The organism is Nocardioides carbamazepini (assembly GCF_024614185.1).
In the GTDB taxonomy this organism is placed as follows: domain Bacteria; phylum Actinomycetota; class Actinomycetes; order Propionibacteriales; family Nocardioidaceae; genus Nocardioides; species Nocardioides carbamazepini.
Genome location: NZ_JAHTLF010000013.1, coordinates 572015 through 585519 on the forward strand (window position 1 = coordinate 572015; position 13505 = coordinate 585519).

General features: G+C 72.1%; 16 protein-coding genes. 9 read left to right on the forward strand and 7 right to left on the reverse strand.

Going from position 1 to position 13505, the window contains the following annotated elements; genetic code table 11:
- Positions 1 to 53: 53 nt before the first annotated feature.
- Positions 54 to 719 (forward strand): TetR/AcrR family transcriptional regulator, encoded by a 666-nt coding sequence (locus KVF89_RS09590; RefSeq protein ID WP_257425178.1) that lies wholly within the window; start codon positions 54 to 56, stop codon positions 717 to 719.
- Positions 720 to 783: 64 nt separating this feature from the next.
- Positions 784 to 1203, forward strand: a complete 420-nt coding sequence (locus KVF89_RS09595) for a CoA-binding protein (protein WP_257425180.1) — start codon at positions 784 to 786, stop codon at positions 1201 to 1203.
- A 21-nt stretch (positions 1204 to 1224) separates the two neighbouring features.
- On the opposite strand, the gene purE is transcribed toward KVF89_RS09595, so the two are convergent.
- The gene (gene purE, locus KVF89_RS09600; protein WP_257425182.1) at positions 1225 to 1713 is read right to left on the reverse strand and encodes a 5-(carboxyamino)imidazole ribonucleotide mutase; all 489 of its coding nucleotides are present in this window, start codon (positions 1711 to 1713) and stop codon (positions 1225 to 1227) included.
- A gap of 89 nt (positions 1714 to 1802) precedes the next feature.
- Here purE and KVF89_RS09605 point away from each other — a divergent pair, with 89 nt between their 5' ends.
- A complete protein-coding gene (locus KVF89_RS09605; protein WP_257425183.1) occupies positions 1803 to 2027 on the forward strand; it encodes a hypothetical protein in 225 nt (74 codons plus the stop codon).
- Positions 2024 to 2452, forward strand: a complete 429-nt coding sequence (locus KVF89_RS09610; protein WP_257425184.1) for a type II toxin-antitoxin system VapC family toxin — start codon at positions 2024 to 2026, stop codon at positions 2450 to 2452. The genes KVF89_RS09605 and KVF89_RS09610 overlap by 4 nt, the downstream gene beginning before the upstream one ends.
- Positions 2453 to 2458: 6 nt before the next feature.
- On the opposite strand, the gene KVF89_RS09615 is transcribed toward KVF89_RS09610, so the two are convergent.
- The 6 genes from KVF89_RS09615 to KVF89_RS09640 form a co-directional block, all read right to left on the reverse strand.
- A complete protein-coding gene (locus KVF89_RS09615; protein WP_257425186.1) occupies positions 2459 to 3637 on the reverse strand; it encodes a 5-(carboxyamino)imidazole ribonucleotide synthase in 1179 nt (392 codons plus the stop codon).
- A 28-nt stretch (positions 3638 to 3665) separates the two neighbouring features.
- Positions 3666 to 3989: a winged helix-turn-helix domain-containing protein gene (locus KVF89_RS09620; RefSeq protein ID WP_257425187.1), complete on the reverse strand. Its 324-nt coding sequence runs from the start codon at positions 3987 to 3989 to the stop codon at positions 3666 to 3668.
- A gap of 112 nt (positions 3990 to 4101) precedes the next feature.
- Complete coding sequence (locus tag KVF89_RS09625; RefSeq protein WP_257425188.1) at positions 4102 to 5061, reverse strand: adenylate/guanylate cyclase domain-containing protein; 960 nt, start codon at positions 5059 to 5061, stop codon at positions 4102 to 4104.
- A complete protein-coding gene (locus KVF89_RS09630; protein WP_257425190.1) occupies positions 5054 to 5575 on the reverse strand; it encodes a PH domain-containing protein in 522 nt (173 codons plus the stop codon). The genes KVF89_RS09625 and KVF89_RS09630 overlap by 8 nt, the downstream gene beginning before the upstream one ends.
- A gap of 29 nt (positions 5576 to 5604) precedes the next feature.
- Positions 5605 to 6432 (reverse strand): biotin--[acetyl-CoA-carboxylase] ligase, encoded by an 828-nt coding sequence (locus tag KVF89_RS09635; protein WP_257425193.1) that lies wholly within the window; start codon positions 6430 to 6432, stop codon positions 5605 to 5607.
- A 98-nt stretch (positions 6433 to 6530) separates the two neighbouring features.
- Entirely contained in the window at positions 6531 to 7646 is a 1116-nt protein-coding gene (locus KVF89_RS09640) for an epoxide hydrolase family protein (RefSeq protein WP_257425194.1), read from the reverse strand.
- Between the two features lie 94 nt (positions 7647 to 7740).
- On the opposite strand from KVF89_RS09640, the gene KVF89_RS09645 reads away from it, so the two are divergent.
- The 5 genes from KVF89_RS09645 to KVF89_RS09665 all read left to right on the forward strand — a co-directional run bounded on the left by KVF89_RS09645 (position 7741) and on the right by KVF89_RS09665 (position 13497).
- A complete protein-coding gene (locus KVF89_RS09645; RefSeq protein WP_257425195.1) occupies positions 7741 to 8712 on the forward strand; it encodes a helix-turn-helix transcriptional regulator in 972 nt (323 codons plus the stop codon).
- A gap of 54 nt (positions 8713 to 8766) precedes the next feature.
- Positions 8767 to 9123, forward strand: a complete 357-nt coding sequence (locus KVF89_RS09650; protein WP_257425196.1) for a DUF4345 family protein — start codon at positions 8767 to 8769, stop codon at positions 9121 to 9123.
- Positions 9124 to 9172: 49 nt separating this feature from the next.
- Positions 9173 to 10843, forward strand: coding sequence for a DUF885 domain-containing protein (locus KVF89_RS09655; RefSeq protein ID WP_257425197.1), 1671 nt, complete (start codon positions 9173 to 9175; stop codon positions 10841 to 10843).
- Positions 10844 to 10845: 2 nt separating this feature from the next.
- A complete protein-coding gene (locus KVF89_RS09660; protein ID WP_257425199.1) occupies positions 10846 to 11892 on the forward strand; it encodes a DNA glycosylase AlkZ-like family protein in 1047 nt (348 codons plus the stop codon).
- A gap of 300 nt (positions 11893 to 12192) precedes the next feature.
- Positions 12193 to 13497: an HNH endonuclease signature motif containing protein gene (locus tag KVF89_RS09665; RefSeq protein ID WP_257425200.1), complete on the forward strand. Its 1305-nt coding sequence runs from the start codon at positions 12193 to 12195 to the stop codon at positions 13495 to 13497.
- Positions 13498 to 13505 lie beyond the last annotated feature (8 nt).

Genomic DNA, 13505 nt, shown 5'->3' on the forward strand with positions numbered 1-13505 from the left:
GGTACTCAGTATCGTACTAGCGAGACTCCGTCCCGTCGAGTTAGGGTGCGGTGGTGCCCGCCACCGCCCGCGACCGTCTCGTCGCCGCCGCCTTCGAGCTCTTCGAGGGCCAGGGGTACGACGGCACCACCGTCGACGACATCGCCACCCGCGCAGCCACCGGGCGCAGCACCTTCTTCCGCCACTTCCGCGGCAAGGAGGACGTGGTCCTGCCCGACCACGACGCACTGCTGGGACGGATCGACACCCGGCTGGCCACGGCCTCGCCGGCGGGACGGGAGCTCGCGCTGCGCGAGGCCGCGGGCATCGTGCTCGCGCACTACCTGACCGAAGGGCCGACCGCGCGCGCCCGCTACCGCCTGGCCAGCACGGTGCCGGCGATCCGGGACCGCGAGATCGCGAGCGTGCAGCGCTACGTGCGGCTCTTCGCCCGCCACGTGCACGGCTGGCTCGACGTCGAGCCCGACGGCCCGCTGCGCGCCGAGCTCGTCGCCTCCGCCATCGTGATCGGCCACAACCACGTGCTCCGACAGTGGCTGCGCGGAGAGGTCGACGACGCCGCGACGGCCGAGGCGCTGGTGGACCGCGCGCTGGGCCATGCCCTGGCCCTGCTCCGCGGCGAGGCGGCGGCCGGGCCGCCCGCGATCGTGATCACCGGCGGCCAGCAGGACGTCGAGCAGGTCGTGCGTCAGGTCCGTGCGGCTCTCGGACACCCCTGACCGGGAAGACCGGGAAGACCGGGAAGACCGGGAAGATCCGGCGCCCGGGGTGCCTTGCACCTACGTGACCACTCCAGCCCACCTCGACCCCGCCGTCATCGACCGGATGCTCGACGACGCCACGACCTGGGCCGTCGTCGGCCTGTCCGGCAACCCCGGCCGGACCGCCTACGAGATCGCCGCGCTGCTCCAGCGGCGCGGCAAGCGGATCGTGCCGATCCATCCGTCGGCGCCGGTCGTGCTCGGCGAGCAGGGCTACGCCACGCTCGCCGACGTGCCGTTCCCCATCGACGTGGTCGACGTCTTCCGGCGCTCCGAGGAAGCCGGCCGGTTCGCCGACGAGGCCGTCGCGATCGGTGCCGGCGGCGTCTGGTTCCAGCTCGGCGTGGTCGACGAGGCCGCCTTCGAGCGCACCCGCGCGGCCGGGGTGCCGATGGTCATGGACACCTGCCCGGCCATCGAGTGGCGCAAGCGCGGCCGCTGACCCGGACCACCGGTCGCGGGCTCACTGGTCGCGGACGACGGAGCCCTTCGCCTCGGCGACGGCCTTCAGCTCGGCCTGGAAGTCGGTCATCTGCCGCTGCAGGGCGGGGTCGGTCGCCGCGAGGATCCGTACGGCGAGCAGGCCCGCGTTGCGCGCGCCGCCGATCGCGACCGTCGCCACCGGCACGCCCGCGGGCATCTGGACGATCGACAGCAGCGAGTCCATGCCGTCGAGGTACTTCAGCGGCACCGGCACGCCGATCACCGGCAGGGGCGTGACCGCGGCGAGCATGCCGGGCAGGTGCGCCGCACCGCCCGCGCCGGCGATGATGACGGACAGCCCGCGACCCGCTGCCTCCTGGCCGTAGGCCAGCATCTCGGCCGGCATCCGGTGCGCCGAGACCACGTCGGCCTCGTAGGCGACACCGAACTCCCGCAGCGCCTCGGCGGCGGCCTTCATCACCGGCCAGTCGGAGTCCGAGCCCATCACGATGCCCACGCGCGCAGTCATGGCGCGAGGCTACTCACTCACATTTCCGTCCTCCACAGCGCACGGTCCTCTGACGGCGACGCAAGCCTCCGCTCGCCTAGACTCGGGTCATGTCAGAGAGTCGTGAGGAACTGCACCACCTGATCGACGCCCTGCCCGACGAGCAGGTCGCGCAGGTGCTGTCCGACGTACGCAACCTGACCGCGCGACGCCGGGTGCCCACGGAGAAGGCGTTCGCCTGGATCGGTGCGGGTCCTGCCGACAACGAACGCACGGACAACGCCCAACGGGTTGACGAGCTGCTGGCCGAAGGCTTCGGCCGCAGCCGACCGTGATCCTGTTCGATACGGCACCTATCGTCGCCGCTGCCTTCACCACGGAGGACCACCATCACGCCTGCGTGGAGTTGTTTGCGGGCCTTCGCCTTGCCGAGCGGGCCCTGTTGCTCCCAACTACCGTCGCTGCCGAGGTCGGCTACCTGATCGACAGACTCGGTGGTCCAGTGCGCGAAGCAGGGTTCCTGGCCGGCATAGCCGAAGGGGGCTTCGAGCCGGTCGAGTTGACCTTGACCGACTATGCCCGCATGGCGGAGTTGGTCGAGCAGTACGCCGACCTCCGCCTGGGCACGACCGACGCCTCGATCATCGCTCTGGCAGAGCGCCTGGGGATCACGGAGATCGCGACGCTCGACCGGCGCCATTTCACCGCCGTCCGCCCCCGACACGTCGATGCGTTGACCCTGCTGCCCGAGCAGCTCTGAGGCCGGCTACTCGCTCTCGTTGCCGAGGTCGCCGCGGAACCAGGCGGCGGCGTGCCGGCCACGCTCCAGGCAGTCCTCGAGATCGTCGCCGTAGACGTTGACGTGGCCGACCTTCCGCCCCGGCCGCAGGTCCTTGCCGTAGAGGTGCACCCGCAGGTGAGGATCGCGGGCGAGCGCGTGCGGGTAGCCGTCGTAGAGGCGGCCGACGTGCTGGTCGTCGCCGCCGAGGATGTTGACCATCACGGTCCAGCGGGCGCGCGGTGCGGGCGAGCCGAGCGGGAGGTCGAGCGCGGCGCGCAGATGGTTCTCGAACTGGCTGGTGACCGCGCCGTCCTGGGTCCAGTGACCGGTGTTGTGGGGGCGCATGGCGAGCTCGTTGATGTAGACGACCGGGCGACCGTCGGCGTCGACCGCCTCGAACAGCTCGACCGCGAGGATGCCGGTGACGCCGAGCTCACCGGCGATCCGGAGGGCGAGCTCCTGCGCGGACGTCGCGAGACCGGGGTCGAGGTCGGGCGCCGGGGCGACCACCTCCCGGCACACGCCGTCGACCTGGAGGGTCGCGACGACCGGGTACGCCGCCGCTTGGCCGCCGGGCGCGCGGGCCACGAGCGCGGAGAGCTCGCGGCGGAAGTCGACGAGCTCCTCGGCCAGCAGCCCCACCCCGGTCGCCTCGGCGGCGGCCAGCGGCTCGGCCGCGTCGGCGAGGGTCCGGACGACCCAGACCCCCTTGCCGTCGTACCCACCGCGGGAGACCTTGAGCACGCACGGCAGGCCGAACGCCTCGACCTCGTCCGCGGATCCGACGACCGCCCAGCGGGGCTGGGGGGCGTCGAGACGGGCCATCGCCTCCCGCATCACGATCTTGTCCTGCGCGTGGACCAGCGCCTCGGGGCCCGGGTGCGCGGTCACGCCGTCGGCTGCGAGTGCCCGCAGGTGCTCGGTCGGGACGTGCTCGTGGTCGAAGGTGACGACCGAGCAGCCCTCGGTGACGGCCCGCAGCGTGGCCAGGTCGCGGTAGTCGCCGACCAGCTGGTCAGGGATGACCTGGGCGGCCGAGACGCCCTCGGCCTCGGCGAGCAGACGGAGCGGTACGCCGAGGGCGATGGCCGGCTGGGCCATCATCCGGGCGAGCTGACCGCCACCGATCACGGCGATCCGGGGCGCGGGTTCGGTCGTCGACACGGCCGAAACCCTACGCACCGGGCGCGGCCTACGCCGAGCCGGCCTCCACGGCCTCGCTGAGCTCGAAGCGCAGCCCCTGGCCGCGGATCGTCGTGATGAGGCGGGGCTGGCGGGTGTCGTCGCCGAGCTTGCGCCGCACCCATCCCAGGTGGACGTCGATCGTCTTCGACGACGTCCAGAAGGTCACCCCCCACACGTCGCGCATCAGCTCCTCGCGCGTCACGATCGACCCGGCGCGCGCGATCAGCGCGTGCACCAGGTCGAACTCCTTGCGCGACAACAGGATCTCGCGGTCCCCACGCCACATGCGCCGGGCCGACGGGTCGACCCGAACGTCCTGCACCTCGATCACAGGGCTCAAGGTAAGGACCTGGCCGCCTCCCCGACACCGAATGGCAAGAATTTTGCCTTGAGAAGGCACCCCAAAACGGGCGCTGACCAGGGATTTCGGTGAAGATGAGAGGTCAGGCTCGCCTGACTGCAACAGGTTCCACCACGCCGAAGCCCCGGACCGGACGGGCCGGCAGCGGTCGGGACTCGACCTGGTCGGCCGGGAGCAGGTCGGCGGTCGCGTGGTCGACGATGATCCGGTTGCGGCGTGCCACCTGCGTCAGCCGGGCGGCGAGGTTGACCGGCGGACCGAAGACGTCGCCCATCCGCAGCACCACGCCGCCGGACGCGAGGCCGACCCGCACATCCGGCATCCGGGGGTCGCGGCCGATCACGTTGATGATCCCCTCGGCGGTGGCGAACGCGGCCATCGGGTCGTCGTTCACGAACAGCACGGCGTCACCCATGCTCTTGATCAGCCGGCCCTGCTCACGGGCGATGACGTCGCCGCACCGGGCTTCGAAGACCTCCACGAGCTCCCCGATCCGCTCGCGGGAGACCTCGTTGGACAGCGCGGTGAACCCGACGATGTCGGCGAACCCGACGCTGAGGTCGGTGGTGTGCGGGTCGTCGTCGAGGGCGCGCACGGACTCCATGCGCGCGACGGCGGCGGCGAGGTGGCGGCGCCAGGCGTAGACGAGCAGTCCCTCGAACCGCTCGCCCAGCCGGGCCAGCACCCAGGCGCCGGGGTCGTCGTCGACCGGCTCGCCCTCGGGTACGCCGTCGGCGACGTGCTGCACCAGCTCGCCGACCTCCCAGTCGGCCAGCCGGGCCATGGTGATGCCGACCCCGCGGGTGACGTTGAGCGCCACGTCGTGGTCGATGACGCCGTCCGCGAGGATCTGCGTCATCAACCTCATGGCGGCGACGTCGGCGTCGGTGTAGGCGCGCTCGTCACCGTGCTCGGCGAAGCCGAGCGTGCGGAACAGCCGGCGGGTCTGGTCGAGCGGCAGGCCGGCCTGCTCGGCGACCTCCGCCGCGGTGAGCTGGGGTTCCTCCCCGAGGCAGGCCTGCTCGGGGACGGTGTCAGACACCTTCGTCCCGACGGGGCGCCTGCCCGCTGTGGAGCTCGTGGAGCAGCTCGTTGAGCTGGCGCTGGGTGGCCTCGACGTGCGGGATGTCGTTGAGGCGCACCATGCCGAAGGTCGACGCGTCGGCGATCAGCAGGCTGCCACAGCCGAACGGCCGGTCCAGCAGGTTGATCTCGATGGAGATGTCGCTGACCCGGGCCAGCGGGATGTCGTGGCCGCGGCGGGTGATGATCCCGTTGCGGGTGATCAGCCGGCGGTCGGTGAAGGCGTGCACCGTGGTCAGCCAGACCAGGAACGGACGCACCGAGAACCACAGGATCCCGATGATCGCGAGGACCCACACGATCAGGGTGAGCACCCGCTGCACACCGGAGTCCTCGAGCCGGACCTGGACGACGACGCCGATGGCGAGCAGCACCACGAGCGCCAGGATCGGCCCGAACAGCGCCTTGGGGTGCTGACGGGTGCTGACGATCAGGCGCTCACCGGGGTTGAGCAGCTTCTTCGAGATGGCCACGGGCCGATCATCCCACCAAATCGACCGATTCAGGCCGAGGTCGCGCGGACGTGGATGACGTCGCCCGCGCCGACCCGCTCCGTCCCCGCGGCGGTCTCGACCACGAGGCGGCCGTCGTCGTCGATGTCGGTGGCGCGACCGAGCAGCTCCCCTGCACCCGGCAGCTCGACGCGGACGTCGCGACCGAGCGTCGCGCACTGGGCGCGGTACGACGTGGCGAGGCGCGCGGTGCCCTGCTCCCCCCCGGCCTGCCAGACGTCGTAGCCCTCACGGACGGCGGCGACGACACCGAGCAGGACCGACGTCCGGTCGGGCACCTCCGACCCGGCGACGGCGAGGCTGGTCGCGGTCGGGACGGGGAGCTCGTCGGCGGTCATGGCGACATTGATGCCGACCCCGACGATGGCGGCCGGTCCGGTCGGCGTCTCCACCCGCTCGACGAGGATGCCGGCGACCTTGCGGTCGCCGTCCAGGAGGACGTCGTTGGGCCACTTGACCGCCGCGTCGTACCCGAGCGCCGTGATCGCCTTCGCCACGTTGTGGCCGACGAGCAGCGGCAGCCACGGCCAGGACGTCGGCGGCACCGTCGGACGCAGCAGCAGGGAGAAGGTCACCGCCGTCCCCGGAGGGGTCTGCCAGGTGCGGTCGAGGCGGCCGCGACCCGACGACTGGTGGTCGGCGACGACGACCAGACCCTCGTGCGCGCCGGCACGGGCTCGCTGCGCCGCCACCTCGTTGGTCGACGGCGTCTCGGCCAGCAGCTCGAAGCTGAGGTCAGGGGTCAGCTCGGACACGCCGGCGAGGCGGTCGCCGTCCAGCGGTCCACGGAGGGGGGACGGAGTGGAACCGGAAGTCACGGGCTCTACCTTGGCGCAGCGCGGCCCGAGAGGAAACCCCGGGGCCTACGGACACCGCAGCGCCCGGCCGCCGACGGGCCGGGCGCTGCGGATCGGTCTCAGGCGAAGAAGGCCCGAAGGTCGGCGACGACGTCCTGCGGCACCTCCATCGCCGCGAAGTGGCCGCCGCGCGGGAACTCCGACCAGTGCGCGATGTTCGCGTTGTCCCGCTCGGCGAGCGGCCGGATCGTCTGGAAGTCGTCCCGGAAGACCGCCACCCCGATCCGGCCGGTGCTGACGACCGGCTCGGCGCCCGCGTGCTGCTCCTCGTAGTGGTAGCGCGCGGCCGAGCCGTAGGTGTTGGTCAGCCAGTAGAGCGACGCCTGGGCGATCACCTGCTCGGGCGTGACCAGGCTGGTGCCGTTGCCGAAGCTCTCGAACAGCTCGCTGTAGGCGAGCACCGCGACCGGCGAGTCGGCCAGGCCGGCGGCCACCGTCTGCGGCCGGGTGCCGTTCATCTGGTTGTAGCCGCCGACCGACTGGAACCAGCCCATGTGCTCGAGGGCGGCGTACTCCTTCGGCCCGAAGCCCTCGAACTCGGCCGGGTCGCCGCTCGGGAAGGAGAACAGGTGCAGCACATGCGCGCCGCGGAAGCCCTCGGGGTTCGCGACCGCGAGCTCGCGCCCGACCATCGCGCCGCCGTCGCTGCCGTGGATGCCGTAGGCGTCGTAGCCGAGGCGGCGCATCAGCACGTCGTACGCCGCCGCGACCCGCTTCATCGTCCAGCCGGTGTCGACCACCGGGGTGGAGAAGCCGAAGCCCGGCATCGACGGGATGACCAGGTGGAAGGCCTGGTCGGCGGTGCCGCCGTGGGCCTCGGGGTCGACGAGCGCCTCGATCATGTCGAGGAAGTCGAGCTGTGAGCCCGGGTAGGTGTGGGCCAGGAGCAGCGGGGTCGCGTCGGCGTGCTGCGAGCGGACGTGGAGGAAGTGGATCCGCTGGCCGTCGATCTCGGTGACGTAGCCGTCGTAGGCGTTGAGCCGGGCCTCGACCGCGCGCCAGTCGAAGGCCTTCCACCGCTCGACCATGTCGCGCAGGTAGGACGCCGGGGTGCCGTAGTCCCAGGAGTCGCCGGGCACGGCGGGGGCGAGGCGGGTGCGGTCGAGGCGGACGCGGAGGTCGTCGAGGTCGGCCCGCGGGACGTCGATGACGAAGGGGGTGATCTGCTCGGACATGGCGAGGGCCTTTCGGTTGCGGTGGGTGCTCCTTCTTGGTGTCTCCGACGTTAGAAGCATTACCGGAACAGTTCCTTCCGGTTTAATGAGGTTCGTGAAGAAGACGTCGGGACGAGTCCTCGAGCTGCTCGGCCTGCTCCAGTCGCGGGTCGAGTGGACCGCTCCCGAGCTGGCCGTGCGGCTCGGCGTGACCGAGCGGACCGTGCGCAACGACGTCACCCGGCTGCGCGAGCTCGGCTACCCCGTGGACGGGCTGCGCGGACGGACCGGGCACTACCGGCTCGGCGCCGGCGCCAAGCTCCCGCCGCTGCTGCTCGACGACGAGGAGGCCGTCGCCGTGGCGGTCGGGCTGCGCACGCTGACCGGCGTCGCCGGCTTCGAGGAGAGCGGCGGCCGGGCGCTCACCAAGCTCGAGCACGTGCTCCCCGACCGTCTGCGCCGCCGGGTGACGGCGCTGCGCGACGCCACCGAGGCCGGCCCCGTCAACACCGACTCCAACGTGGAGGACCCCGAGGTCGACGCCGGCGTGCTCGCCGAGATCGCCGACGCCATCCGCGACCACCGCGGCCTGCGCGCCTTCTACGGGGAGGCCGGGGAGCGGGTCGAGATCGAGCCGTACCGGCTGGTCGCCTGGCAGCGGCGGTGGTTCGTGGTCGGCCGGTCGCCCGCGACCGGGGAGTGGGCGCCGTACCGGGCGGACTGGCTGACTCTCCGCATCCCCGGTGGCCGCGCCTTCCGCCCCGCTCCCCTGCCCGGCGACCTCACCGAGCTCGTCGTACGCGAGGTCGCCCGGACCGGCTGGTCCGTCCACGCCCGGCTGGTCATCAACGCCCCCGCCGAGGAGGTCCTCGCCCGGATCAACCCGGCGGTCGGCGTCGTGGAGTCGCGTCCCGACGGCCGGTCGGTGCTGGTCACGGGCGGCGACAGCCTGGAGATCGTCGCGGTCTGGATCGGCATGCTCGGCCTCGACTTCACCGTCGAGTCGCCGGCCGCGCTGGTCGACCACCTGCAGGTGCTGGCCGCTCGATATGCAGGTGCCGTGGCGGGCTCGGCGGCTCACCGCTGAAGATCCGACCGCGGTCGGATGCGTCCGGCCCCCGGTCCGGGCCAGGATGACGCCATGAACCGGCTCATCGCGTCCGGAGCGGCGGCCTACGCGGGGCTCGGCGTCGCGTCCTTCCTCAAGCCCGACGTCGTGCCCGCGGTGATCGGCTACACCGCTCCGAACGCGGACACCCGCACCGAGATCCGCGCCGTGTACGGCGGCCTCCCCCTCGCCTTCGCCGCGAGCCTGGTCGCCGCTCCCGCCTCCGGGACGGCCATCGGCGTCGCCACCGCCGGGATGGCGGCCGGCCGCGCCGCGTCCGCCGCGTTCGAGGGCCGGCCCAGCCTGAAGATGCTGGGCTTCATCGCCCTCGAGACGATGGTCGCCGGGGCGCTGGTGCTGGGCGCCCGCCGCGCGACCCGCGCCGGCTGAGCCGAAATCCGGGTGCCCGTTGTCGGGAGCGGGTCCTAGGGTTCCCGACATGACGCGACTCGTGGACGCCCGCACCGACCGCTTCGTCGAGGACCTCGCCGTGCTCGACCCGCTGACGGCGACGTACGCCGGCATCCCGGGCCACGACGGCGAGCTGCCCGACCTGTCCCCCGACGGCTTCGCCGCGACCGAGGAGCTGCACCGCCGGGCCCTGGCGGAGGTCGCCGCCCTGGCCGCCGCCGACGAGCGCGAGGAGGTCGCCAAGGCGGCCTTCCTGGAGCGGGTCGGGCTGACCGTCGAGCGGACCGAGGCCGGCGTCGAGCGCAGCGAGTTCTCGGTGATCTCGAGTGCGATCCACGCCGTGCGCGAGGTGTTCGACCTGATGCCGACCGACACGGGCGAGCACTGGGACGCGATCGGCTCCCGGCTCGCCGCGGTGCCGGCCGCTCTGGACGGCTACCGCACCACCCTGCTCGAGGAGGCGGCCGCCGGCCGGGTCGCAGCGTCGCGGCAGTACGTCGAGGTGGCCGGTCAGGTGCGCGGGTGGACCGGCCAGGAGGGCGCCGCGGGCGACTACTTCGCCGGCGTGGTGGCCGAGGCGCCGGCGGGGCAACGCGACGCACTGGCCGCCGCAGCGGCGAGCGCGTCGGCGGCGTACGCCGCCTTCGGGCGCTTCGTCGAGACCGACCTGCTCCCCCGGGGCCGCGACGTCGACGGCGTGGGTCGCGACCACTACGCCCTGGCCTCTCGCTACTTCCTCGGCGCGCGGGTCGACCTGGAGGAGACCTACCGCTGGGGCTGGGAGGAGCTCAAGCGCATCGAGGACGACATGGCTCGCACCGCTGGGCGGATCGTCTCCGGCGGCTCGGTCGCCGACGCGGTCGCGGCGCTCGACGCCGACCCCGCGCGCGACTGCGGCAGCCGCGAGGCGTTCCAGGCCTGGATGCAGGAGAAGTCCGACACCATCCTCGCCGACTTCGACGGCGTGCACTTCGACATCGCCGAGCCGATCCGGACCCTGCAGTGCAAGGTGGCGCCGATCAACGACGGCGGCGCCTGGTACACGCCGCCCACCGAGGACTTCTCCCGTCCCGGCGCCATGTGGTTCTCCTTCACCGACGATCACGAGCGCTACTCGACCTGGCGCGAGACCACCACCGTGTTCCACGAGGGTGTGCCCGGCCACCACCTGCAGTGCGCCCAGGCCGTCCACCGCGCCGACCTGCTCAACCGCTGGCAGCGACTGCTGTGCTGGGTCAGCGGCCACGGCGAGGGCTGGGCACTGTACGCCGAGCGGCTGATGGACGAGCTCGGCTACTTCGCCGACCCGGGCGACCGGCTCGGTTTCCTCGACATGCAGGGCTTCCGCGCCGCCCGGGTGGTCGTCGACATCGGTGTGCACCTCGGGCTGACCGTGCCCGCCGACAACCCGTTCGGCTGGCGCCCCGGCGAGACCTGGAACGCCGACCTCGCCTACGAGTTCATGCGCGCGCACTCCCGGATGGACGACGGCTCGCTGCGCTTCGAGGTCAACCGCTACCTCGGCTGGCCGGGCCAGGCGCCGTCGTACAAGGTCGGCGAGCGGATCTGGCTCGATGCCCGCGCCGCGGCGCAGGCGCGCCACGGCTCGGCCTTCGACCTCAAGGCCTTCCACACCGCGGCGCTTGATCTCGGTGGGCTCGGGCTCGACCCGCTGCAGGCGGCTCTCGCGCGGCTCTGAGCGTGATCCACCTCGACCGACAGCTGGCGCGCCGGATCGCGGTCCGCGCGCAGCTCCTCGACACCCGGTGTCGGCGCTCGGTGGCCGAGGTCGTCGACGAGCTGACGCTGCTCCAGGTCGACCCGACCGCCGCCGTCGCCCCCAGCGTCGATCTGGTGCTCTGGTCGCGCCTGGGTGAGGACTACGAGCACTCCGACCTCACCTTCGCGCTCGAGACCGAGCACTCGCTGGCCGAGCTGTCGTCGTACGTCCGGCCGATGGACGACATCGGGCTCCACCTCGCCGTGGCCCCGCGCGAGCTGCACCCGACGATCCACGACTGGCTGGCGGCGAACCAGGGCTTCCGCGCCGACGTACTCGGCCGGATCGCGGCGGAGGGGCCGCAGACCGCTGCCGAGATCCCGGACACCTGCGAGGTGCCGTGGGCCTCGAGCGGGTGGAACAACGACAAGAACGTCAACCGGCTGCTCGAGGTGCTCACCTTGACGGGGGATCTCGCGATCACCGGTCGGCGCGGCAAGGTGCGGGTCTACGACCTGCCCGAGCAGGTGTACCCGACCGACCTCGAGGTGCCGTCGTACGACGAGGCGCGAGCCGCCCTCGACCGGCGTGAGCTGGCCGCGCTCGGCCTCGTCCGATCCGGCCCGGGCGAGGTCGTCACCGTCGAGGGCTGCCCCGGCGAGTGGCGAGCCGACCCCGACGCCCTGACGGAGGCGGACGCACCCTTCGAGGGTCGCTGCGCCTTCCTCTCGCCGTTCGACCGCCTCGTCCACGACCGCGAGCGGGCGCTCGACCTCTTCGACTTCGAGTACGTCCTCGAGATGTACAAGCCCGCGGCATCGCGCCGCTGGGGCTACTTCACCCTCCCGATCCTCGACGGAGACCGGTTGGTCGGGAAGCTCGATGCCAAGGCCGACCGCAAGGCGGGCGTGCTGCGGGTGCACGCCGTACACGAGGACGCGCCCTGGGCACCGGAGACCGGGGACGCTGTCGACGCCGAGCTCATCGCCCTGGCCGACTGGCTGGGGATGGGTCTCGCCCGGGGCTGAGCTCCACCGGAGGTCGGGGGGCGGTTGGTGTCGTCGTGAGTCGTGCTGGTCGTGCTGGTCGTGCTGCGGGACTGTCCGAATGCTGCGGTTGCGTAGCCGGTCGAGTTCCGAAAGGCAGCGACGAGGACGTTGGGGAGATGGCTGGGTCCGGCGGTCGGGCTACGGTCCGGCTGTCGGATCGGGCCACTTCTGTCACGGATGGTGACGTTGGCTCTCCACACCCCACCGATCGGGTTTCGCCTGTCCACAAGCGGGTTTCCGCCGCTTTGAAGTGTCGTAGCCGGATGGGAGAATCCAGTCATGGATCTCGGAACCCAGCCCCGCACGACAGCCTCGCTGCTGTCGCGCCTGGGCGAGCGGATCCGCTCCCGCGAGACCCTCGTGATCGAGGAGTGGGAGGACATCGTCACCTGGGCCGGCGACCACATCATCGACAGCCCCGAGGGCGCGGCGACCATCACCGAGGGCTACCTCGACACCGGCGTCCCGATCGCCGGCGACGGGGCACCGTTGGTGTCGGAGTTCGCGTTGATGGAGCTGATCGCGGTCCTCGGCCGCACCCCGGACGGTGGACGGGCCTATGTCGGGCGGGTGATCGAGTGCGCCTGGCGACTCCCCCACGTGTATGCCGCCGTGGTGGCCGGCAAGCTGGCGCCGTGGCGGGCCGAACGGATCGCCGACCTCACCCGCCCTCTTTGCGCGGAGGCGGCCGCGTTCGTCGACCGGCAGCTGTTCGACGCGTCCGGGGTGGGGTGGGCCCAGCTCGAACGACTGGTGGCCGAGGCGGTGCTGCGGTTCGACCCCGAACAAGCCGAAGCCGAACGACAGGCCGCCGCTGACCAGCGCCGGTTCGACATCGGTGGAGTCGACGAACACGGCCTGGTCCACCTCGACGCCCTCCTCGATGCCGCCGACGGCCACGACCTCGACCAGGCGGTCGCCCGACGAGCCGAGACCCTCGGGCGACTCGGTGACGACTCGACGCTCGACGTGCGGCGCTCCAAGGCCGCCGCCGAGCTCGCCCGCCACGACCTCGCCCTGGACCTGCTGATCCCCGACCCCGACACCGAAGAGATCCTCGCCACCGTCCCCGGCCGCAAGGTGATCCTCAACGTCCACATCACCGACACCACCATCAGCGACGATCACCCGTTGGCGAACCCGGTCGGTCGGTGGGAGGAGGGCCGCTGCCCGATCACCTCGGTCCAGATCCGCGAATGGCTGCGGACCAAGGACACCACGATCATCGTGCGACCGGTCATCGACCTGGCCGACCATCTCCCCGTCGGCTCGTATGAGATCCCCGACCGTCACCGCACCCGCGTGATCCTGCGCGACCACGCCTGTCGGTTCCCCCACTGCACCCGACCCGCGCAACGCTGCGACATCGATCACGCCCGACCCTACGGTCAGGGTGGACTCACCTGTCCGTGCAACGAAGTGGCGCTATGTCGACGGCACCATCGGGCGAAGACCCACTCCACCTGGGCCTACGACATCGTGATGCCCGGGTCGTATGTGTGGACCAGCCCCACCGGATTCCGGTTCCGCGTCGACCACCACGGCACCCACCCCATCCACCCCGGACACCCACCGGACCAGTAGCCACCCCG